Here is a 21461-nt window from a genome sequence, read left to right on the forward strand (position 1 = left end):
AATGTCATAAAAAATAGCCTCCTTGTTTTGAATACAGGAAGCCTCTCGTGTGTCCAGAGTGCTTCCCTTCGTCGGCATGACCCGCATCAGGTTCAAAGGGACTAAGGCAAAGCCTTATCTCAGCGACAATCGCGCCCCCAGCAACGTTTTTATACATTTGTGACGATGGCTGTCTGTTTCAATCGTATGGAAACCACCCAGCCAATCAAAGCTCCCGTGACAGTACTGACGACGAATGATGGTAAAAAAGCGAATACGCCCGCTTCCGATCCCATCAATAGATTCGCGATCGGCACGGATGCGAGAGATCCGAATAGACCGGTACCGATGATTTCCCCAGTGACCGCCCCGCCGACGCGCTTCGTGTAATAATAGCTGATCCCCGCAAATAGAGCACCAATCATCCCTCCTGGAAACGCGAGCAGCGTTCCAAGCCCGAGAAGGTTTCTTAACACACCGATCAGGAATGCGATCGTCACTGCCGGCACTGGTCCAAGCGAAACGGCAGCAACGACGTTCACGGCATGCTGGACAGGATAGGCTTTCGCCACACCTGCCGGAAACCAGAGCATTTGCGCTCCCAGTGTGCCCAAGGCGGTTAGTACAGCCATCGTCGTGAGCATTTTCGTACGATTCATCTCTTTCCCTCCTTTTCCTATGATAGGAGGGGAAGCCAAAAAACCGGGCCCCTGATAAAAAGGACCCGGTTTGTCAATGGTATGTTGACTACTTCCCCACGCTGGCATCACCCAGATCAGGTCCCAAGAGTCGGAAAGTCACGCTTTCCTCTCAGCCCGCTTAACGGGCACCCCTAGTAGTTAAATTTCTTATTCACTTGGACAATCAAAGCATAACAAATTTTAGAAAATTATGCATCCTTTAGAAGAAAATTCGTTTCTCTAAGTTGCTGGTGGGTGCTGGTGGGGACGGTTCTCGTGTTTGGTGAGCAGAATCAAACACGAGAACCGTCCCTACGTTAAAAAGAAGAGTGGGGACCCATGATTCGGGGTATAGTTAAGGAAAGCCTTGTCCAGAATTGGATACAAGCCAAACGATACGACATTCACTAGGAGGGGAACTTCTTATGGCTGATGAAAACTTGAGTAAAGGTTTAGTTGATGCTGCGTTTAAGAAGAAAAACGCAGAAGAAGAGAACAAGATGAAAGAGGAAGACAAAGCAACGGAAGGCGACATCATTACGTTTGAAAAAGACGGCCAGCAGGTAGAAGCGGTCGTTACTTCTTCTAGATTACAAAACTCCGTGGTTTGCGACATGACGATTATGGAGGATTTCGAAGAGCGTAATATAGATGTCGAAAAAACGGTTGTCGCTCATAAGAACTACACCATTAAAATGCGTGGTGACGGGGCAGGATCAGGTGAAGAATGACCTATAGTTAAGAGCATCACACTTCTCGGGTGTGATGCTCTTTTTATATAGTACGGAGAAATGCTGGAACCGTCTCGTTAATCATCCAAGTGGGTTTGGAACCAGTTTTGAATTTCCTTCGATGACCGTTCATGATGAGTGGCAATAGAATGGGCGGCATCTGGGTATTCGACGTATTTATAGTCTTTTTTGTATTCTTCTAACTTACGATCTAGTCTTCTTGATTGTTCAACCGGAACCAACCGGTCTTCAGCGCCATGGATGATCAAGGTCGGAACATCTATTTGGTCAGCCCAATTAACGGCGGATCGTTTTTGGTATTCTTTTTGATCCTCATCTACATCTCCTACAAGGTCCTGGAGTATCACCTTCATTCTCTTGCCTCTATTTTCATGCAGGGTGATTAAATCTGTGGCACCAGCCATCACTGCAGCAGCTTGAAGGTCCATGTCTTCTTTGATGGCCAGGTAGGTCATCATGCCACCCCGTGAAACGCCCAGCATCACTTTTTGGTCCTGATCCACGTAGGGAAGTTCTTTTGCCACTTCGGCTAAGTTCAATACATCATTCACATCCGAACCTCCGAACTCTTCTTGTCCTTCCCCTCCATCATTCCCTCTATATTGGGAAGCGAGGACGACATAGCCTTGTTTGGCCCAGTAGGGAAGGTAAACGGACAGGAGATCATCGCCTAGTTTTTCGAACTCTCTGTTCCCGCCCCGGTTGAAAATCATGAGTGGAAGCTTTCCTTCCACCTCTTTCGGTTTAACGATGTATCCGACGACTTTCAATCCGTCACTTATGTATTCAATTCGTTCTGCTTCCACATCTTTGCTTAATGCTGTTTCTTTCAAGGTGTACTTTTCCTTTGATACGATTCGTTGTTCTTTCTCTTGATTGAAACAGCCTGTTATCAAGAGGAGAATGCTAAGCATGACTAGGTACAGTCGTTTCTTCCTCACATGACCAACTCCATCTTTTAAAGTATTCCTCTGTATCTTTTCTACGGATGAATCAGGCGTAGGTTTCAGATGTCATTAGAAATTTTTTGAGGGGGGGGAATGTGGCCATAACAAGCTTGGGGACGGTTCTCTTGTTTGATTTTCCTTTCCGAACAGAAGAACCGTCCCTATGAACTTACTCTTCGTCTTGATGTTCTTCCTTGAGTTCTAATTTTCTCTTTTCCAAATCAAGTTTCTTTTCTTCTACCTCTAATGCTTTCTTTTTGAAGTCGTATCGCATGACGAAATATAAGAAAATAAAGGTCAAAGCAACAATGAAGGAAATGAATAAAAACAAGTCCAAGCTGATCGCCTCCTCCATTTTGGGTAACATTCTTTTTATTAGCTTGTTTTCAATACTGTCTTCATGATACAAGGAGTGCGTCGTGAAAGCATTGACTTAAGTTAAGGTTATCTGAAGAACTGCCTCGTTATTGGAGAGAAGCATTTGGTAAAAGGGTATATCTTGAAACCTGGTTAATTTTCGGATCGTAGTAGATAGGAAGAAACATCTGATATTGGAGGATGATACTTTGTAGTGGAATAAGGAAGGAGGGGTTTTGATGTTCGTAGGGTTGTTCTTGTTAGCGATAGGGATTTGGGGCATCGTTTCTCCCTATACGATGTGGTTGATCGGGGATAGTTGGAGGTCAAGCGTTGATGCAGAGGGTCCCTCAACGTTTTATAAATATTCTTCGAGGGTTATCTCCGTTATTCTTATAGTAATAGGTATGATTGGAATAATAGATGCTTTTAATTGATTGTGATTTGGCAAGCAGTTTTGATTGTTACAGGTCAACTTTAAGTAGGGGGATTTTTATGAAGGAGGATAAGGGGGTATCCGTTGAGGGTGTACTCAGCTTTGAAGAGTTCAAAACGTATAACCATTACCATACGAAGAAATTGAGAAGGGGCTTTTTCATCGCTACATTGATCCTATTCACTCTGATGATTTTCAATGTGATTGACGCGATCTGGTTCACGCAACTCTTTTGGGCGCTGGTATTTTCGTTGATTCCTGCGGGTTTCATCGTAGGGGTCATGAATTTGGGTGTACATCGCCGATCGTCGAAACTTTATCATAGTGATCCAAAGCTTAAAAAAACAATGACGTATGCCTTTCGTGAGGATGGAATTCATCTGACAACGGAGAAGTCCTATAATTATTTCGAATGGAGTGACCTTGTCTCGGTCTATGAGTACGAGGAGATGTTCGTTTTGTATGTGTCGAAGACGAAGGCGATTGTTTTACCGAAAAGGTTCTTTGAGACGGAAAAGCAACAAGAACGTTTTAATCAATTTGTTCATGAACGTATCACCATTTCTAAGGCATAAAGTAGGGGAGGTACATGTGCTATGGGCAAGACCAAGCACATGTACCTCCCCTATTATCATTTGCCTGATTATAACCAAAAGATGCCGATGATGGCGGTGATGGCAATGGCGGATCCGGCGATGATACTCGTGATTTCGGTGTTCACTTTGCTTTTGGCCTTTTTCAGTTGTTCGACTTCTCTTTTCAAGCTTTCAAATTCTTCACGTGTCGGGTGATCCATAGTGTTCTCCTCCTTTTTTAGGTTGGGGACGGTTCTCGTGTTTGGTCTCAAACACGAGAACCGTCCCCTTATAAAGTTATGCGATATCTTGCTTTTGGAATCGGTAAAAACCGATGGATCCTAATGCAAGGGAGTAGATAAGGATGATGGTGAGGGAGAATAAGAGGCCTTCTCCGCTTCCTGCTATCATTCCTTGCATGGTTTGGCTGCTGATGAGTGTATTGTCACTATAAACTTCAAGCATGAGGTTCGGGTAAATGAAGTAGCTTGCATTCCATTCTAACATGCTGAATAGGCCTGTGATCATACCGCCCGCTGTATCAATGACGAAGAACAAGACAACAGCGATGGTGGTGCTTTTGAACAAAGTCCCGATAATAACGGACAGGGCCAAGTAGAACACGTAAACGGGAATTTGGTATAGACAGCTTGTCAGAGTCGTCACGAGTAAACTTTCGGATGCATTGGATGCATCGAATAATAATACGGACACAAGGTAGATGATCACATTAAAGACGACCATCAGTGAGATCAGAGAGATAAAGCCACTGATCAATTTGGATGCTAGCACTTTAAAACGTGGAATAGGGCGTATGGCCAGCTGTTTGATCGTTCCTTTATGAAACTCGCTCGTGATGGAGGAAGTCGTGATGATGACGCCATAGAATAAAAGGATGGTTCCATTGATGAACGTTTGGGAAGTGAGTAGGAACGATCCAGCGGTCGGAATGGAGTTTTCATTCAAAAAGAATCGTAGGGAAATGGCGACAATGATGTATAAGCCGATGAGTACAGTGAGAAACCATTTCACACCATTCCGGTACCATGTCTTAATCAGTTCGTTATAGATCAGTGAATTCATGCGCTTTCGCCTCCTGTCAATTCTAAGAATTGATCTTCCAGTGTATCTTTCAAAATGACTTCATAGAGTAGGATTCCGCGTTCTGCAGCGGTCTGGATGATAGTCGGCACTTGTTCTTGCTGGATGCCTGAGACGACTATGTATTTTTCCTCTTCTTCAACGGTTCCGAACTCTTCCAAGAGAGGAATCAGCTCTTGATTAGATGGACCGCGGAATAAGGCATTTACCGTCTGCTCAGATGAATCCTCGTCCATGGAAAATTGCTTGACGAACTTTCCGTCTTGAATGATCAAGACTTCATCACACATCAATTCTGTTTCTGACAACAGGTGAGTGGAAACGAGTACCGTAACCCCTTCATCTCTCGCCAGTGTGCGAAGGTATTTCCGTAGCTGTCTTATGCCTTTCGGATCAAGGCCGTTCGTAGGCTCATCCAGGATGAGGACGTTCGGTTTGTGGAGAAGGGCTTGCGCAATCCCGAGTCTTTGCTTCATCCCGAGGGAGTACGTTTTCACTTTGTCGTGAATGGCACCCTTCAATTCTACAAACTCGACTAGCTCGTTGATTCGTTCTTCGGAAATCTTCGGCTTGTGCATGCGGGCGAAGTGATTCAAATTCTGCATGCCGGACATCAGATTGTACATTTCCGGGTTCTCGACAACGGCTCCGATTCTTGAGAGGGCGTTGCTTCGTTCTGTGTTCAAATCAAACCCGTTTACGGTGATCTCCCCTTGGTCTGCATGGAGAAGACTGACAAGCATACGGATCGTAGTTGTTTTTCCGGCACCGTTCGGGCCAAGGAAGCCGTAAATTTTCCCTTTATCCAATTCGAAGGATAAGTCCTCGATGATCTTCTTTGTCTTAAATGATTTCGATAAATTGCGGATGACGAGTGGTTTAGCTGACAAGAAATCAACTCCTTTTATTCAATAATTTTACTACGGATTCGGTGGTGGAAAGGTTTCAGAATGTTTGTTAGAATCAACCCAACAATCAATTATGTAGATGATGTTAATGTGGAATATATAGTAATGTAAGGCATGGGGACGGTTCTCGTGTTTGAGGGAGAATCCAACACAAGAACCGTCCCCATGTTTTTTCCATTGTCTCTTGCTGTACTCTCTGCTAGAATGAAGTTCAAATTAATCAGCATTCCTTATATATATGTGGAAAGATGGCCCACAAGTCTCTACCTAGCTGCCGTGCAAAGCTGGACTATAAGGAAAGAATCGCGCGGCGAGACCTCTTTCCTTTTTTAATGACGGGAAAGAGGTCTTTTTTTATTCGTGCATACACAAGAGAGGATGGAAGTTTAGTATGAAGAAGAATGTATATTTGAACCACGATGGAGGCGTCGATGATCTCATCTCGCTTTTCCTTTTATTACAGATGGATGATGTTGAATTGACCGGTGTCGGTGTGATTCCGGCCGATTGTTATTTAGAACCAGCCGCTTATGCAAGTCGTAAGATCATCGATCGTTTCGGGCATGGAAAATCGGTGGAAGTAGCAGCATCGAACTCGCGTGGGGTGAACGCGTTCCCTAAGGAGTGGCGTATGCATGCGTTCTACGTAGATGCGCTACCCCTTTTGAATGAAGAAGGAGAGATTCATGCGCCACTCGCTGACATGCCTGCCCATGAGCATCTGATTGAAACGCTTAGAAAAACAGAAGATCCGACGACTCTCGTGTTCATCGGACCGTTGACGGATTTGGCTCGCGCCCTTGATCAAGCGCCGGATATTGAAGAGAAAATTGAGAAGCTCGTCTGGATGGGGGGAACGTTTCTTGAGGTTGGAAACGTGGAAGAGCCTGAGCATGACGGAACGGCTGAATGGAATGTTTTCTGGGATCCTGAAGCAGCTAAGCGCGTTTGGGACAGCTCGATCGTCATTGATCTCGTCGCCTTGGAGAGTACAAACATGGTCCCATTGACGTTGGATGTCCGCCAAAAATGGGCATCAGAACGCAAAGACCTAGGGATCGATTTTCTTGGTCAATGTTATGCGATGGTGCCGCCACTCGTTCATAATCACACGAACTCCACCTATTTCCTATGGGACGTACTGACGACGACAACGGTAGGAAAAGAAGACCTTGTGAAGAAGAAAACGGTGAAGAGTATCGTACATGATTCAGGTGTTAGCCAGGGAAGAACGGAGTTGTCAGAGGACGGTCGTGAAGTGAACCTCGTTTATGAAGTGGATCGTGAAGCGTTCTTCGAGTATGTAACGGATCTTTCTAGACAAGAATAGTTCATGAAAAATGGCGGTTCTTCTGTTTGCAGTGAAAAACGTAAAAATTTAATCTATTGATTGTGTAAGAATGCCTCCCTGTAACCGCCACGGGGAGGCATTCTTTTTCGTAGGGACGGTTCTCGTGTTTGGGATGTGTGCCCGAACATGAGAACCGTCCCTACGTTAAGTACTGTCTTGGCGTGCCGTAGTAGAAGGTTTGGTTGTATTTTGGATAAATGGATTCGTATTGGATGTAGATCGGGGCATCCTGCAGAGTTGGATATTCAGCGAAAAAAGCTCGGTCTCCGTAGGTGATCCCCTTGAGTGCCGTCTCCATCTCTTTTTTGAAGACATTGAAGCGGATCATCGAGGATGATTTGTCCATGTTCGTACCGTCCACGTGTGCTTTTCCGGCCAGATAATAACGGTTCTGATCGTCTTTCATCCATTCGGCGATGACTTCATCCCGCATGACGGGATTGATGGCGGCTATATCATATTCGGTCCCTGTACTCAGAAACAATTCTCCCGTTGTGTCCGAGTGGGTCAGGGTGTATTTTCTGTTCTCGATCGGTTCGATTTTGGTGGCGGGAGGGATGAGGGTTACCGACAATTTTTCTGGATGGAAGCTCATCATGTTCACCTCTTTCATTTGGATAGATTAGCTAGTTGGTTCACCAAACAAGAGAACCGTCCCTATGCTCGGCGTCTACGCTCTGAATAGCATGTAAGATACGGCGAAATAGATGATGATCATGAGGACGGAGGGCATGATGTATCGCCATTGACTGATGGAACGGTGGTTTTGGTTTGGTCGTCCTAGTAAAAGGTATAGGACAAATAGTGTCATGGAAACGCTGAGCAAGGCGATGTAAAGATGCGATTCTTGAATCGATTTTAAAATGGGTCCTTTTCGGTATAAGACATCGGTCAGGACGAGCAGTTTGATGTTGAAAATGTTGCTGCCAAGAATCGAGCCGATTGCCATATTGTAGTTTGCTAGTTTGAAGGCGGCGAGGACCGTGACGAGTTCTGGAAGAGAGGTTGACGCCGCTATCAGGAAGCCTCCGATGAAGCTCGAATCTAGACCGGAAATCTCTGCAATTCTATCGCCCGCTAAGGACAGAATGCTGCCGGATAGGAAAACGACGATGGCTGCCACAACGAATAGAGTAATCGCCGAGTTCAGGCTCATATCTTTTGTGGGAAGGGATTCCTCCTCACCATGACTATTCGGGAGGTATCGAATATAAAGAATATAGAGCGTGACAATGATGAACATTTCAATGCCAATGCCGAAAATTTGAACGGTAACGGGCGTGAGTAATGTCGCGATGATGACGATTAGAAAAGTGAGCCCGATCATGGCAATCGGGATATTGTCGTTTGGATTGATTCTATGGAAGAAACGGTGTTTGCGGTAAAGGACATCGACCATCGCCAGGATCAGCAAGTTGAAGACGTTACTGCCAAGCATGTTCCCTACGGCGATATCAGGGTTGTCTATATAAATGGCAGTCAGACTCGTGGTGAGTTCAGGTAGGGAAGTGGCGCCAGCAATCAGGAATGTGCCGACCAAAGCCCCGCTCAACGAGGTTTTCTTGCTGATGACATCTCCTGATTGACTGATGAAAACGGCCGCTGTTACGACGAGCAACGCGGCTATGAAAAAGATGATATAGATCATGCATGGACTCCTCTCCGCCATTTCAGCTCCAAAGTTCTTGTCCATATAAATGTATGCTTGATTGATGGAGATATCCCTTGGGTTTTGGTGTTGGTTTTTGTGGGGACGGTTCTCGTGTTTGGTGGCGAAGCTACCAAACAGAAGAACCGTCCCCACGAAAAAAGACTCCCTGGTCTAGGGAGTCTTTCTGTGGTCAGTAATAAGGTGAAATCATTAAGTAGACGAGTACACCTGTTAAACTGACATATAACCATAGTGGCATCGTCCAGCGTGCGATTTTGCGGTGCTTTTCTACTTTCATCGTGAGTCCGCGTGCAAGCGTCAGGAGAGCTAGTGGGACAATCAGCGCGGCGAGCACGATGTGCGTGATAAGGATGAAGTAGTAGATTGTTTGCATGATGCCTTCTCCGCCGTAGGACGTCGAGGATGCCATGGAATGGTAAGTTAGATATGAAACAAGAAATAAGGCCGTTGTGGTGAAGGCAGCGAATATGAATCGTTTGTGCCACAGGACGTTTTTCTTAAGAATCATATATAATGCGGCTAATAGGAATACGAACGTAAACGAGTTCAACACGGCATTTAATAGCGGTAGAATCGTTACGTCAAAGCCGGTTTGCGGTTCGAGTTTCGGTATGAATAATAGGGCGACGACGATGGCGTTGATGGCAATCGATAATCCGACAACCCATGGGACATAGTTGAATTCTTTCTTTGTAGTCACATTAATCCTCCATCTCTATGAAGTCATTCCCTTTTAGTATAGTAAACTCGGAGGAGGATTTCACTAGGGAGACGTGACAGATTTAGTAACAATTGTTTGTGTGGGGACGGTTCTCGTGTTTGGTTGCGAAGCTACCAAACACGAGGACCGTCCCCATGAAAAAGGAGGTTTGTAGATGGATGAGTTTCGATTGACGATTGAGATAGGGAAGCCGAGTTATGCGCAGTACAATACGGTCAGGGAGGCGATTCCCCGTTCTTTGTGGAATGCGGTACGGAACCATGTTCATGAGCGGAGCGGTCACATGTGCGAGATATGTGGAAAGCATGATCCAGATAACCTTCATGCTCATGAAGTCTGGGACTATGATGAGGAAGCCTTCTTGTTGATTTTAAAAGAGATTCAGTCGTTGTGTAAGTCTTGTCATGATTTGAAGCATTTTCATCATGCGGTGCTGAGGATCAAGGATAGGAAGGTGCGAGACCGGGTGATGCGGAAGTTGAAAAGGCATTTTATGCGTGTGAATGACTGTACGGAAAAGGAGTTTACCAGGCATTATTACAATCAGCTTGCGAAAAGTGAGGTGGAACCGGATGCTAGGTCTATGGAAGATTTGTTGGAAATGAATGCGTTAAGGGAAAGACAGGCGTTTTTGATGCGGCAGCAGTGGCGTTTTGTGGTAGCGGATCAGGTTCCGTTTGCCGACGAGATCCGCTCGCAGCTTGAATCATAGGGACGGTTCTTGTGTTTTGGCAGATTGTTTTTTCTATGAAAATAGGCCGATTACGACTAGAGAGAACAGGAGTATGGAAACACCAATGTAAAGGGAGCCTTCTGTTTTTTGACCTTTCTTCATGGTTCGGAATCCTGCGAGCGCAATGGAGGAAACGAAAATTATCCCTAACGATTCCATGTGATTCGCTGCAAATGCTTGATTGAAGAGAGCGTAATAAGAAATGCCGAGACCGCCAAGTAATAAGAATAAGATTACGATACGCATATCATCCCACCTCATCTTTTATGGTTTGTCTCTAATCTACCATAAATGAAAGGGAGTGGATAATCGCTTAAGGGAGGGCGTTTGTCGATTTAAAATGACGTAACCTATAAGGTTTTATCGATTAATAGAGAAGTGAGTATGATATGGTAAATATTAGCTATGGTTGGTACACTGAAAATAGTTCTTTGAAGTCATATTATGGAGGAATTTGATTGAAAGAAAATAAAGTTGCTTCTGCTATTTTTGCTGTCGGGTTCTTTATGATCACCATTGGGATTGTTACAGGAATTATGTTTGATTTATCTTTATTGCTTACTGGTGTGGTAAGTGGAATTGTGTTTATTGGGTTCTCCGAGGTGATCCGGTTATTACAGGGGATTTATAATCAGGGGGACATAATGATTCGAGCATCAAGCTCGACTGCTTCAGAATCTGAGATTTTGTCAGGTGATGATGGGAACCAAGTAAAAGCAATGAGCGCTCATGGAGTTTCTGAAGGAGAAAGAAATGAAATTGTGGAGTTCTATTCTAGTAAAGGCTTAAAAGTCGAAAACATATCGGCTACCGATCAGGAAGACTATTTTATTGTGAAGGTGAATGGTAGAGAAGAGTTAGTGGAGTTAGGTGGATTTAAACCGATCGTTCATTCGTAGCATTTATGGGCATTTATGGGGACGGTTCTCGTGTTTGGTGAGGGAGGTTTCAGACGCGAGAACCGTCCCCGCGTAGAGGAGGTCTGTAGGGATGATGAAGAATCAGCTCTTGGGTGGATTGTTTGGAGCGGTAGTTGCTTCTGTGGTTTGGGGAGGCATCATTCTATTGCCGTCGGAAACACAAGGTGAATCTGAACCTGAGAAAGAAATTAGCTATATGGATAGGAAAGTGACAGGTCAAGCTAGTGTAGTGCTTCAGGGGTACGTTGGCATGGATAACTATATCCAAGTTTCTCAAGGAGATGTGTTGTTCGATGTAGATGTCTCGCAGGATGCCATGAATTACTTAAAGGAAGAAGACATTGAGGGTGGAGACTCGATAGTTGTGACGATTGAAGAGAAGGATTTGGGGAAGCCGTATCTGGTTACGGAGGTTGAAAGAGTAAAGTAAGGGCTTGAGGGAGTAGCTGATTATGTCCTGCTCCGAACAGCAGAACCGTCCCCATGAAAAGGAGGCATACCAATGACGTACGATATGTATCCGAAACGAATTCCGATGATGGCTGCTTTGCTGGCTCCGATTATCATACTGGAGACGAGTGGTGTAGGAGGAGAGTCGCTGCTCGGAAGAATAGGAAGGTATGGACTCTATTTACTGATCGCCATGCTTTTCGGGCTTTGCGCTTCTCGTTTCAAATTGACTCTCATTCTCTGAGCTATCGCATTTCCCTATGGAAGTGGACCGTTTTGAAGTTAGAAGTGCAGCCAGAGGAGATTCCACGCGTTAAATTCTTCCGTGTGAGTTGGAAGGAGAAGGCGGCCGTGGTGAAGCGGAAGAGCGGGATGAATATAAGACTTGTCGTGTTCAAATCACCGGAAGCCTATGATGCGCTTCAGAAATTTTGTGAAGAACATAGTGTTGAGGTTGTGAAAACGAGGGATTATCTTATTATGGAGAAATGGGAAAAAAGGGACAGTTCCCGCGTTTTGTGATGTAGTGAAGTCGACACCACAAACGCGAGAACCGTCCCTTTATTTTATGTATTCCGACACGACAAAAGCCAGGTCATCATTGCCGTACATCGATAGAACGTCCAGCAATGTTTCAGAATCAATGTGATCCGATTCCTTTTTCGAAACCGTCAGCTCGAGCGCGTCGATCAGTTCGGTGTTTTTGGCCTGATAGGGATAGGCCTGTTGGTAAATGTCTACGGGATCCAGGTCATGATTGATGCACCACTGGGCAAATAGCAAAATCATCATCTTCTCGCCTTTTTGATAATTCCGGATTACTTCCTCTTCGTTGTTCCGGTCCACGTCTGATACCTCCTTACATGAGGGGATGTTTTCTCTCTATCATAGCATAAAACGAAGGGACGGTTCTCGTGTTTGGTGATGAGACGTAGTCGATATCACCAAACATGAGAACCGTCCCCATGTCTACCCATGTCTATTTCTTTGGGTTGAAGCGGCCGACTCCGAGTTCTCTTCCTTCTTTGTAGATGGATTTGATGAAGCTGATCATCATCATGAGCATGATGATCGAGAAAGGGAGAGCGGCGATGATCATGGTGTTCTGTAAGGCTTGCAGTCCTCCTGTGTAGAGAAGCGCAAGGGCGGTTGCGGATAACAGGACGCCCCATGTCAGTTTGATGGTCGTGCTCGGATTTTCGGATCCCCCGGTCGTCATCATGCCTAATACGAATGTGCCGGAATCCGCTGAAGTAATGAAAAAGGTTCCGATCAGACACATGGCGACAATGGAAGCGATCAATCCCAATGGAATGTTGTCAAAAACGCCGAACAGAGCTTTTTCTGTCGCAAGCGAAGAAATGGTATCAATGGCGTTATGCTCTAATGAAATCGCGGTCCCGCCGAATGTCGAGAACCATAAAAAGCCGATGACGGACGGCACGATCAGCACGGTGAAGACGAAATCACGGATGCTGCGACCGCGTGAAACCCTCGCGATAAATACGCCGACGAATGGGGACCAGGCAATCCACCACGCCCAGTAGAAGATGGTCCAAGCGTTTATCCATTCCCGCGTGTTTTCATTCAAAGGAGCGATGCGAAAGCTCATCAGCGGCAGGTGCTGTAAATACGAGCCGAGGGAGTTCGTGAAGATGTTCAAGATGAACATCGTCGGTCCCATCGCAAAAACGAGTAAGAATAACAGACCTGCGAGGGCCATGTTGGCGTTGCTGAGGATTTTGATTCCTTTTCCAAGACCGGTCCAGGCCGATATCATGAATAAAACGGTCACGATGGCGACAATGATAAATTGGATCAAAATGCCTGTCGGGATATCGAATAAGTACGATAGCCCGCCATTGATTTGAACAGCGCCGAAGCCGAGCGTTGTTGCGACACCGATGACGGTCGCAATCACGGCGAGGATATCGATGACTTTCCCCGGAATTCCTTCCGCCGCTTTTTCCCCGATAAGAGGCTTTAATGTTGCGCTGATCAGTCCTGCGTGGCCATGACGGAAATTGAAGTACGCCAAGACAAGCGCCACAATCCCGTAAATTGCCCAAGCATGGATGCCCCAGTGGAAATAGGTGAACCGCATGGCATCCTTGATGGCTTGATCAGTGCCCGTTTCGCCGGTCGGTGAGCTGAGCGCATAGTGACTGATCGGTTCCGCCGTTCCCCAGAAGACAATTCCGATTCCCATCCCTGCACTGAATAACATCGCAATCCAGGTCGGCCTCGAGAATTCAGGTTTTTCGTCCGTTTTGCCAAGTTTGATCCTCCCGAGTGGGGTGAGCAAAAAGGTCAAACAGACGATGAGAAAAATCGTGACGACAATTAAATAATACCAGCCAAGCTTGTTGGCGATGAACGCCCTGACATTCGCTGTGGTCTGTTCAAGGGCATCGGGTAAGGCTACGCCGAAGATGACAAGCACGAGCATGATGGCTGCAGATATTTTGAAAACCGTAGTGAAGTTCCCTTTCACGGTCGGCATCCCCTTCCATAATAAAGCTTTCTCTCTATTATCATGAACAGGGATGGATTTTATGCAAAACGAAGGGACGGTTCTCGTGTTTGGTGATGCGACGAAGTCGACATCCCAAACACGAGAACCGTCCCCATGATCAAACTGTTCCGGCGTCGGGTGCGTGGACGCCGTGGCGATAGTAGTCGGCGTCGATTGGGTCGAGTGGTTTGCGACCTTGGATCAGGTCGGCTGCTTTCTCTGCCAACATCAGCACGGGTGCGTGGATGTTGCCGTTTGTTACGTAAGGCATGGCAGAAGCGTCAGCTACTCGTACGTTATCGAGGCCGTGAACCTTCATTGAGTTCGGGTCAACAACAGACATGCGGTCTGATTTTGGTCCCATTTTGGCTGTACAAGACGGGTGAAGCGCTGTTTCGGCGTCTTCTTTGACCCATTCCAGGATTTCTTCGTCGGTTTGAACCGTTGGACCAGGGGAAATTTCGCCTGCGTTGTACGGCTTCATCGCTGGTTGGGACATGATGTTACGCGTCACGCGGATCGCTTCGACCCATTCGCGTTTATCCTGTTCCGTTGAAAGATAGTTGTACACCATGCTTGGGTGCTCTTTCGGGTCCTTCGATTTGATCTTAAGGGATCCGCGAGCATCGGAGTACATTGGTCCGATGTGGACTTGGAATCCGTGATCGGTCGGCGCTTTTTGACCATCGTAACGTACCGCGACCGGAAGGAAGTGGAACATGAGGTTCGGATAGTCAACGTCGTCGTTTGAGCGTACGAAACCGCCACCCTCAAAATGGTTGGTTGCTGCTGGACCTGTGCGTCCCAACATCCACTGCAGTCCGATCCACGGCATACGGGCTTTATTTAAATTCGGTTGTTCAGAAACAGGTACTGGACAAGCGTGCTGGACATACACTTCAAGGTGGTCCTGCAAGTTTTCGCCTACCCCAGGAAGGTCGACAACCGGGTCGATGCCAAGGGATTTCAAGTGTTTCGCGTCCCCAACACCGGATAGTTGAAGCAGCTGTGGCGTGTTGATGGCACCGCCGGCTAGGACGACTTCGCCTGCTTCGACTTGATGCGTTTTACCGTTTCGCTTGTACGTCAATCCTTTCGCGCGTGTGCCATCGAAGTCGATGCTTTGCACAAACGCACGCGTTCTTACGGTCAGGTTTTTGCGGTCCATGACCGGGTGAAGATAGGCACGGGAAGCGGACAGGCGCTGGCCTTTGTAGACGTGCTTATCGAACGGTCCGAAGCCTTCTTGGCGGAAGCCGTTCACGTCAGGCGTGCGGTTGTAACCTGCTTCTACACCTGAGTCGAAGAACGCTTGGAATAGAGGGTTCTTCGCTGGTCCGCGCTCAAGTTTGATCGGTCCGTCGTGGCCGCGAAGGTCATCATCTGGTGATTCCAATGCATTTTCTAGACGTTGGAAATAAGGAAGGCAGTGTTTGAAATCCCAGTTTTCCATACCTTCATCAGATCCCCAACGCTCGTAATCCATCGGGTTTCCGCGCTGATAGATCATGCCGTTGATCGAGCTTGAACCGCCGAGTACCTTACCGCGCGCATGCTTGATGCGGCGTCCGTTCATATAAGGTTCAGGGTCTGATTCGTATTTCCAGTCATACAGGCTTTTACCTGCTGGGAATGGCAGGGCCGCCGGCATTTGAATCAGTAAGTCCCAGTTATAATCGCTACGTCCTGCTTCTAAAATCAGAACGCTCTTCTTTCCATCTTCACTAAGGCGGTTGCCGAGTACAGACCCCGCACTACCGCCACCAACAATTACGATATCGTATGATTCCGTCATGTGTAATTCCTCCTTGATGTGTGATCTATTTGAATAAAAGTTCGATAGCTTAGAACCAGTTGATCGGTTCAGGCTTCAAGTTCTGGAAAATATGCTTCGTTTCTGTGTATTCTTCGATACCTAGCTTGCCAAGTTCGCGTCCGATTCCAGACTGCTTATATCCACCCCACGGGGCGTGCGGGAAGTACAGGTTGAATTCGTTGATCCAAACTGTTCCCATGCGCATTTTCGCGGCACAGCGTTCTGCTCTCGCGATATCGTTTGTGAACACGCCGCCAGCAAGGCCGTAAATCGAGTCGTTCGCAAGCGTTACAGCTTCTTGTTCCGTCGTGAATTTCTCCACCGTAATGACCGGTCCGAATCCTTCATCTTGCACGACGTTCATGTCGGTCGTGCAGTCTGTGAAGATCGTAGGCAGATAGAAGAATCCGTCTTGTAATTCAGGATCTTCCGGACGTTTGCCACCGATGGCCACCGTCGCGCCTTCTTCGATCCCTGCTTCTACATATTTCTCTACCTTCGCCAAGTGTTCAGCTGAAATCAGTGGCCCCATCTGAGTATCTTCCTCAAAGCCACTGCCGAGCTTGAAGTTTTCCACTCGTTCTACAAGCGCTTTGACAAAATCGTCATGAATGCTTTCTTCGACGATGAGTCGGGTACCTGCTGAACAGATCTGTCCCGCATGGAAAAAGACGCCGTTCAACGCTTGGTCGACAGCCAAATCGAAATCCGCATCCGCGAAGATGACGTTCGGGTTTTTCCCGCCGAGCTCAAGTGCAAGCTTCTTCACGTTCACGCTTGCGGTCTGCATGATTTTCTTGCCTGTTTCGATGCCTCCGGTGAATGAAATCAGGTCGACGTCAGTGCTGCTTGATAATTCATGGCCGACGGTTGCGCCTGCTCCAAGAACGAGGTTGGCAACGCCTGCCGGTACGCCAGCTTCTTCGATTAGTTCGAAGACTTTGATTGTCGTAAGCGGCGTGATTTCGCTCGGCTTCATAATTAATGTATTTCCTGTGGCAAGCGCTGGAGCGAGCTTCCAAGACGCTTGGAGTAGAGGGTAATTCCAAGGAGTGATTTGCGCACAAACACCAACGGGTTCGTGAACGACTTTGCTGATCGAGTTCGGTACAGGAGAATCGATCATCTCTCCGCCGTTCTTATCCGCAAGCTCTCCGTAATAACGGAACACGCCCGCGATATCGTCCATGTCTCCGCGGCTTTCTTCTACTGTCTTACCTGTATCCAGTGACTCGAGGTGAGCGAGTTCTTCTTTGTCCCGTTCAATCAGTTCTGCGATTTTTGTGACGAGCGCTCCTCGTTCTGTCGCTGGTGTCGTCGCCCAATCGCCTTGATCGAAGGTTTCGCGTGCTGCTGCGATGGCTTGTTTCGTTTCGGTTTCATCCCCTTCAGGAACCGTAGCGATCACTTCCTGGTTGAATGGATTAATAATCGTACGCGTATTCTCCGAGTCTGCGCCTACCCATTTACCATTGATGTAATGTTGTAGTTTAAGATTCACGTCTATCAACTCCTGTTTCGGATTGGATTAAGTTTATTAAGAATTTATTTAACAAACTTAACGTAACATGTCCTTCTGAGGTTGTCAAAAGGAACTGGGAAAAGAGAGGAGCTGAAAAGAATCCCGAATTTACATGAGGGATATACTATATAGGAAAGGGGAATTTTGGCGTCCAAGAATGTCCGATATCCTATTTGACATTTCGTCTGAACACGTTAACATGAAGTCTGTGAAGAAAATTCAATAAATATTTAACACGGTTTACTTTAGATCGAAGGAGAGACCATATGAGTGAATCTTACGAAACACCCGAGCACAAGATTGATGAAGCCAAAGATAAGGTGATTGGCGCGATTGCCGAGACGATGGATTTGTACGGGGTCACCCCGGCCGCCGCCAACTTATATGCGACGATGTACTTCAAGGATCAGATGACGCTTGATGAAATGCGCGAAGAACTCGGCATGAGTAAACCGAGCATGAGTACTAGCGTGCGCCGGCTTCAGGAAATCGAAATGGTGAAGAAGACCTTTACACGCGGTTCACGGAAACATACGTATGCCGCAGAGAAAGATTTCTTCCGTTCCTTCATGGCGTTCTATTGTCAGATGTGGGACCGTGAAGTGAAAATGAACTTGGACGCGATCGAAGAAGCGCAGGAAGATTTCATAGAAGCGATCAAGGATCCAGCGAGCACACCGGATATTGTGGCGAACGCCAAGAAATATTATGACCAGCTGGAAGAATCGAAGACCTACTATCATTGGTTGGAAGATTTGGTAGCAAGCATCAGAAGCGGTGAAATCTTCGAGTTTTTGCCGAAAGACGGCCGCGACTAAGACAGGCTGAATGAAGAATGCCCTCTTTCATAAAAAGAGAGCACTTCTTTATGACTTTTTGTTAAATAAATTCTTAACGTATTTAATATTTTATAATGCGTTTGAGATATAAATTTTGTAAAAGGGGAGTTATTCAACATGTACAAGGCGAAAAGAATACTTAGTATGATTTCAGTGGTTCTATTGATTGCTGTCCTGGCAGCATGTGGGAGCACGAGTGGGGAAGAAACGAGTGACCAAGAAGGTGCGGAAACAGAGGAACAAAACAAGGAATTGTCGATTGGGCAAATCAACTGGGCTGAAAATATTGCCGTTACGAATATGTGGAAAGTGATTTTGGAAGACAAAGGGTATGAAGTGAATTTGAACAACTTGAACATGGGAAGTACGATGAAAGCGTTGGAAGCGGGCGACTTGGATGCAAGCTTAGAGATCTGGCTGCCGGTTCAAGATGCGAACTACTTGAAAGAATATCAAGATAGCGTGAATTTCTCGGATGCGACGTGGTTTGATAATGCCAAAGTCGGACTCATTGTTCCGTCCTATTTGGAAGACATCAACAGCATTGAGGACTTGAACGAAAATAAAGACATGTTCAACAGTGAAATCGTCGGATTCGACCCTGGTGCAGGTACGATGGAAGTGACGGAAGAAATGATGAAGGAATACGGTCTTGAGTACGAACTTCTAGCAAGCTCTGAACCTGCGATGTTAGCGGAGATCGACAAGGCTGTAGAAAACGAGGAACCGATTGTAGCGCCACTTTGGAGCCCGCACTGGGTATTCTCCAAGCATGACCTGAAGTTCCTTGAGGATCCGAAAGAGACATTCGGTGGCGTTGAGAAGATCCACCACGCGACTCGTCAAGGATTTGCAGACGACTATCCTGAAGTGAGCGAATGGTTGAAGAACTGGAAGATGGACGATAAGCAAATCGGTGAGCTCATTGAATATGTAGAAGGTTCCGAGGATCCGATCGAAGGCGCCCGTAAATGGGTAGAAGAGAACGAAGACTTGATTGGAGAATGGGTGAAGTAAACGTGGGGACGGTTCTCGTGTTTGTGATGGTATCACAAACTGCGGGAACCGTCTTTTTTATGAAACTTTCGGGGAGGTTATCCGTATCTTTGGTATGTAGCGCAGTCATGGGGACGGTTCTCGTGTTTGGGAATGAAGAGCATGCAAACACGAGAACCGTCCCTGATCATCATCGGTTAAAGTCTTGTTATTGTTCTTATGTATATAATATAGGTGTCGAGGAAAATGTAGGAGGGATTAGTCATGGAGCCGGAAATCGTACATCTTAAGCCAAAAAAGTTGGTCGGAAAGTCTCGCGTCATGTCGCTTGCCGAAGACCGGACGCAAGAGTTATGGAAAAGTTTTATGCCGAATCGGTCATCGATTCCACATCAAGTCGATCACCATCTCTACGATATGAAGCGATTCGACCCACCATTCAATCCTGCCCAGTTCAATGCCGACGTTTCGTTTGAAAAATGGGCGGCAGTGGAGGTGTCTGATGGTCATGAGGAAAGCCATGGCATGCGGATGACAGAACTTGTGGGAGGAGTCTATGCGGTCTTTCTGCACTACGGGCCAGCTCAGGCTTTCTCTGAAACGCTAGGCTACATATTCGGATCGTGGCTTCCGTCTTCCGGGTATGAGTTAGATGACCGCGAACACTTCGAACGCTTCACCGAAGCCTATCACCCTATGGACGAACAAGCCGTAGAAGAAGTTTGGATTCCGATAAAATAAACATGGGGACGGTTCTCGTGTTCGGCTGAAGTGGCAAGGAATAATCTACAAACACAAGAACCGTCCCGCTGTAATTTCAAGAGGGGGCTTTAAATGGCAGGAGAGAGCGTGATGCAATTAACGTCGACTATTGCGGCCATCATCTTTGTTGTGATGGCGGTTTATCAAGTGTGTCTATTTTTTGGTTTTCCTTTAGGGGAATTTAGTTGGGGAGGGAAGTATGAGGGCGTGTTGCCGAGGTCGATGAGGCTGGTGAGTTTAATTTCGACCGTTATTCTCCTGTGGTTTGCGTATGTGTTGTTAAAACACGCGGGGGTGATAACGGATGGATTGGCTGTTCCGACAACGCCATGGCTGTGGGGGATCACCATTTTTATCGGGTTGAATACGTTTGGGAACTTCTTTTCTAAGAGTAAGAAAGAAAAGCTCGTGATGACACCGCTAACCGCGATCGTATTTGTGTGCTGTCTTGTGATGTTGATATGGTGACAATGGGGACGGTTCTCGTGTTTGTGATCGGTTCACAAACACGAGAACCGTCCCTATGACGAGGGGGAATACTGTGAAGAAACAGGTGTACCGCGGAATCATTAGCGTGTTGAACAGTAGAAGGATCGGCGGTGTGCTTCACAATATGAGTCGGTCATCTGTAAGCAGGTGGGTGATTCCTTTATACGCCAAGCTATTCGGTATCGATGATGATGAATTGGACAAGCAACGCCGAGAGTTCCGTTCGTTAGAAGATTTTTTCGTTCGGAAATTGAAAAAAGAGGCCCGCCCGATCGAGGGGGATGTGAATGAACTTGTGAGTCCAGTAGATGCCAAGGTGGAGCAATTCGGGAGAGTGGAGGATACGTCGATTGAAGTGAAGGGGATCACGTATTTTATAGAAGATCTTTTGAAGCATGAGGAAATGAGTGCTCGCTACCGGGACGGTCTGTTCGTTGTCCTTTATCTCAGCCCAGGAGACTATCATCGTATTCATTCTCCTGGTAAGGCGGTCGTTGAAAAGCAGTATGACCTTGGAGGTAAATCCACTCCTGTGAACAAAACAGGGATGACACTAGGGAATTCCCCCTTATCGACGAATTATAGAATCGTTTCTGAAATGAAAATGGATGACGGAATGAGGTTTGCGTTGGTGAAGGTGGGAGCGATGTGGGTCAATACCATTGAACTTACCCATCCTTCATCCGAGGTTGAAAAAGGGGAAGAGATCGGCTATTTCTCCTTTGGTTCGACGGTCGTGCTGTTATTTGAAAAAGGAAAAGTCGATCTGCATCCGAACGTCAAGCGTGGTTCTTTGGTTCGGGTTGGGGAGCCATTGGCTGTAAAACGTTTATGATGGGACGGTTCTCGTGTTTGTGATTCGATCACAAACACGAGAACCGTCCCCACAAAAGCGCCTTCAAAAATCAAATGAAAAATGCTGGCTAGACGACCTTTTTGA

The 21461-nt window shown here is 46.5% G+C and carries 29 protein-coding genes and 3 riboswitches; of the genes, 15 read left to right on the forward strand and 14 right to left on the reverse strand.

Annotated features, from left to right (window positions below; all coding sequences use genetic code 11):
* Positions 1–46 precede the first annotated feature (46 nt).
* Positions 47–149, reverse strand: a riboswitch (TPP riboswitch).
* Positions 150–638: an energy coupling factor transporter S component ThiW gene (gene thiW / locus H0266_RS13870; protein WP_181473028.1), complete on the reverse strand. Its 489-nt coding sequence runs from the start codon at positions 636–638 to the stop codon at positions 150–152. It abuts the riboswitch before it with no gap.
* 76 nt (positions 639–714) lie between these two features.
* Positions 715–823: riboswitch (TPP riboswitch) on the reverse strand.
* 261 nt (positions 824–1084) lie between these two features.
* Here thiW and H0266_RS13875 point away from each other — a divergent pair.
* Complete coding sequence (locus H0266_RS13875) at positions 1085–1390, forward strand: YkvS family protein (RefSeq protein WP_246364005.1); 306 nt, start codon at positions 1085–1087, stop codon at positions 1388–1390.
* Positions 1391–1467: 77 nt separating this feature from the next.
* On the opposite strand, the gene H0266_RS13880 is transcribed toward H0266_RS13875, so the two are convergent.
* Both H0266_RS13880 and H0266_RS13885 read right to left on the reverse strand, forming a co-directional pair.
* Positions 1468–2352 (reverse strand): alpha/beta fold hydrolase, encoded by an 885-nt coding sequence (locus H0266_RS13880; protein ID WP_181473029.1) that lies wholly within the window; start codon positions 2350–2352, stop codon positions 1468–1470.
* A gap of 175 nt (positions 2353–2527) precedes the next feature.
* Positions 2528–2695 carry a hypothetical protein gene (locus H0266_RS13885; RefSeq protein WP_181473030.1) on the reverse strand — a complete coding sequence of 56 codons (168 nt, stop codon included), beginning with the start codon at positions 2693–2695 and terminating at the stop codon, positions 2528–2530.
* Positions 2696–2954: 259 nt separating this feature from the next.
* On the opposite strand from H0266_RS13885, the gene H0266_RS13890 reads away from it, so the two are divergent.
* Positions 2955–3152 (forward strand): DUF6199 family natural product biosynthesis protein, encoded by a 198-nt coding sequence (locus tag H0266_RS13890; protein ID WP_181473031.1) that lies wholly within the window; start codon positions 2955–2957, stop codon positions 3150–3152.
* A 58-nt stretch (positions 3153–3210) separates the two neighbouring features.
* Complete coding sequence (locus tag H0266_RS13895) at positions 3211–3726, forward strand: YcxB family protein (RefSeq protein ID WP_181473032.1); 516 nt, start codon at positions 3211–3213, stop codon at positions 3724–3726.
* Positions 3727–3794: 68 nt separating this feature from the next.
* Here H0266_RS13895 and H0266_RS13900 read toward each other — a convergent pair whose 3' ends face one another.
* The 3 genes from H0266_RS13900 to H0266_RS13910 all read right to left on the reverse strand — a co-directional run bounded on the left by H0266_RS13900 (position 3795) and on the right by H0266_RS13910 (position 5717).
* Positions 3795–3947: a hypothetical protein gene (locus tag H0266_RS13900; protein ID WP_181473033.1), complete on the reverse strand. Its 153-nt coding sequence runs from the start codon at positions 3945–3947 to the stop codon at positions 3795–3797.
* 76 nt (positions 3948–4023) lie between these two features.
* Entirely contained in the window at positions 4024–4809 is a 786-nt protein-coding gene (locus H0266_RS13905) for an ABC transporter permease (RefSeq protein ID WP_181473034.1), read from the reverse strand.
* Entirely contained in the window at positions 4806–5717 is a 912-nt protein-coding gene (locus tag H0266_RS13910) for an ABC transporter ATP-binding protein (RefSeq protein ID WP_181473035.1), read from the reverse strand. The genes H0266_RS13905 and H0266_RS13910 overlap by 4 nt, the downstream gene beginning before the upstream one ends.
* 228 nt (positions 5718–5945) lie before the next feature.
* A riboswitch (purine riboswitch) is annotated at positions 5946–6047 on the forward strand.
* Between the two features lie 79 nt (positions 6048–6126).
* Between H0266_RS13910 and H0266_RS13915 the strand changes: the two genes are divergently transcribed.
* Positions 6127–7065 (forward strand): nucleoside hydrolase, encoded by a 939-nt coding sequence (locus tag H0266_RS13915; RefSeq protein ID WP_181473036.1) that lies wholly within the window; start codon positions 6127–6129, stop codon positions 7063–7065.
* A gap of 160 nt (positions 7066–7225) precedes the next feature.
* On the opposite strand, the gene H0266_RS13920 is transcribed toward H0266_RS13915, so the two are convergent.
* From H0266_RS13920 to H0266_RS13930, 3 genes are all read right to left on the reverse strand, one after another.
* A complete protein-coding gene (locus H0266_RS13920; RefSeq protein ID WP_246364008.1) occupies positions 7226–7699 on the reverse strand; it encodes a staygreen family protein in 474 nt (157 codons plus the stop codon).
* A gap of 57 nt (positions 7700–7756) precedes the next feature.
* On the reverse strand, positions 7757–8734 hold the full coding sequence (locus H0266_RS13925) for a sodium:calcium antiporter (RefSeq protein ID WP_181473037.1): 978 nt from the start codon (positions 8732–8734) through the stop codon (positions 7757–7759).
* Positions 8735–8927: 193 nt separating this feature from the next.
* Positions 8928–9464: a DUF420 domain-containing protein gene (locus tag H0266_RS13930; RefSeq protein ID WP_425484321.1), complete on the reverse strand. Its 537-nt coding sequence runs from the start codon at positions 9462–9464 to the stop codon at positions 8928–8930.
* Between the two features lie 169 nt (positions 9465–9633).
* Between H0266_RS13930 and H0266_RS13935 the strand changes: the two genes are divergently transcribed.
* Positions 9634–10191: an anaerobic carbon-monoxide dehydrogenase catalytic subunit gene (locus H0266_RS13935; RefSeq protein WP_181473039.1), complete on the forward strand. Its 558-nt coding sequence runs from the start codon at positions 9634–9636 to the stop codon at positions 10189–10191.
* 33 nt (positions 10192–10224) lie between these two features.
* On the opposite strand, the gene H0266_RS13940 is transcribed toward H0266_RS13935, so the two are convergent.
* Positions 10225–10458: a hypothetical protein gene (locus H0266_RS13940; RefSeq protein WP_181473040.1), complete on the reverse strand. Its 234-nt coding sequence runs from the start codon at positions 10456–10458 to the stop codon at positions 10225–10227.
* A gap of 212 nt (positions 10459–10670) precedes the next feature.
* Between H0266_RS13940 and H0266_RS13945 the strand changes: the two genes are divergently transcribed.
* From H0266_RS13945 to H0266_RS13960, 4 genes are all read left to right on the forward strand, one after another.
* Positions 10671–11111 carry a hypothetical protein gene (locus tag H0266_RS13945; protein WP_181473041.1) on the forward strand — a complete coding sequence of 147 codons (441 nt, stop codon included), beginning with the start codon at positions 10671–10673 and terminating at the stop codon, positions 11109–11111.
* 91 nt (positions 11112–11202) lie between these two features.
* A complete protein-coding gene (locus H0266_RS13950; RefSeq protein WP_181473042.1) occupies positions 11203–11562 on the forward strand; it encodes a hypothetical protein in 360 nt (119 codons plus the stop codon).
* A 72-nt stretch (positions 11563–11634) separates the two neighbouring features.
* Positions 11635–11826, forward strand: coding sequence for a hypothetical protein (locus H0266_RS13955; protein ID WP_181473043.1), 192 nt, complete (start codon positions 11635–11637; stop codon positions 11824–11826).
* Positions 11827–11858: 32 nt separating this feature from the next.
* Complete coding sequence (locus H0266_RS13960) at positions 11859–12104, forward strand: hypothetical protein (protein WP_181473044.1); 246 nt, start codon at positions 11859–11861, stop codon at positions 12102–12104.
* A 39-nt stretch (positions 12105–12143) separates the two neighbouring features.
* On the opposite strand, the gene H0266_RS13965 is transcribed toward H0266_RS13960, so the two are convergent.
* From H0266_RS13965 to betB, 4 genes are all read right to left on the reverse strand, one after another.
* Entirely contained in the window at positions 12144–12374 is a 231-nt protein-coding gene (locus tag H0266_RS13965; protein WP_220127308.1) for a hypothetical protein, read from the reverse strand.
* A 187-nt stretch (positions 12375–12561) separates the two neighbouring features.
* Positions 12562–14085 (reverse strand): glycine betaine uptake BCCT transporter, encoded by a 1524-nt coding sequence (locus H0266_RS13970; RefSeq protein ID WP_181473046.1) that lies wholly within the window; start codon positions 14083–14085, stop codon positions 12562–12564.
* Between the two features lie 130 nt (positions 14086–14215).
* Positions 14216–15892 (reverse strand): choline dehydrogenase, encoded by a 1677-nt coding sequence (gene betA / locus H0266_RS13975; RefSeq protein ID WP_181473047.1) that lies wholly within the window; start codon positions 15890–15892, stop codon positions 14216–14218.
* Positions 15893–15941: 49 nt separating this feature from the next.
* A complete protein-coding gene (betB, locus tag H0266_RS13980) occupies positions 15942–17414 on the reverse strand; it encodes a betaine-aldehyde dehydrogenase (protein WP_181473048.1) in 1473 nt (490 codons plus the stop codon).
* Between the two features lie 287 nt (positions 17415–17701).
* Here betB and cudC point away from each other — a divergent pair, with 287 nt between their 5' ends.
* The 6 genes from cudC (at position 17702) to H0266_RS14010 (ending at position 21356) form a co-directional block, all read left to right on the forward strand.
* Positions 17702–18253 (forward strand): choline uptake/conversion transcriptional regulator CudC, encoded by a 552-nt coding sequence (gene cudC / locus H0266_RS13985; protein ID WP_181473049.1) that lies wholly within the window; start codon positions 17702–17704, stop codon positions 18251–18253.
* A gap of 138 nt (positions 18254–18391) precedes the next feature.
* The gene (locus tag H0266_RS13990) at positions 18392–19291 is read left to right on the forward strand and encodes a glycine betaine ABC transporter substrate-binding protein (RefSeq protein ID WP_181473050.1); all 900 of its coding nucleotides are present in this window, start codon (positions 18392–18394) and stop codon (positions 19289–19291) included.
* Positions 19279–19560 (forward strand): hypothetical protein, encoded by a 282-nt coding sequence (locus tag H0266_RS13995; protein ID WP_181473051.1) that lies wholly within the window; start codon positions 19279–19281, stop codon positions 19558–19560. Before H0266_RS13990 ends, H0266_RS13995 begins: the two co-directional genes overlap by 13 nt.
* Positions 19535–20011 (forward strand): GyrI-like domain-containing protein, encoded by a 477-nt coding sequence (locus H0266_RS14000; RefSeq protein WP_181473052.1) that lies wholly within the window; start codon positions 19535–19537, stop codon positions 20009–20011. The genes H0266_RS13995 and H0266_RS14000 overlap by 26 nt, the downstream gene beginning before the upstream one ends.
* A gap of 93 nt (positions 20012–20104) precedes the next feature.
* Entirely contained in the window at positions 20105–20500 is a 396-nt protein-coding gene (locus H0266_RS14005; protein ID WP_181473053.1) for a hypothetical protein, read from the forward strand.
* Between the two features lie 73 nt (positions 20501–20573).
* Positions 20574–21356, forward strand: coding sequence for a phosphatidylserine decarboxylase (locus H0266_RS14010; protein ID WP_181473054.1), 783 nt, complete (start codon positions 20574–20576; stop codon positions 21354–21356).
* Positions 21357–21461 lie beyond the last annotated feature (105 nt).

Origin of the sequence: Halobacillus locisalis (assembly GCF_013694105.1) — a bacterium.
In the GTDB taxonomy this organism is placed as follows: domain Bacteria; phylum Bacillota; class Bacilli; order Bacillales; family Halobacillaceae; genus Halobacillus; species Halobacillus locisalis.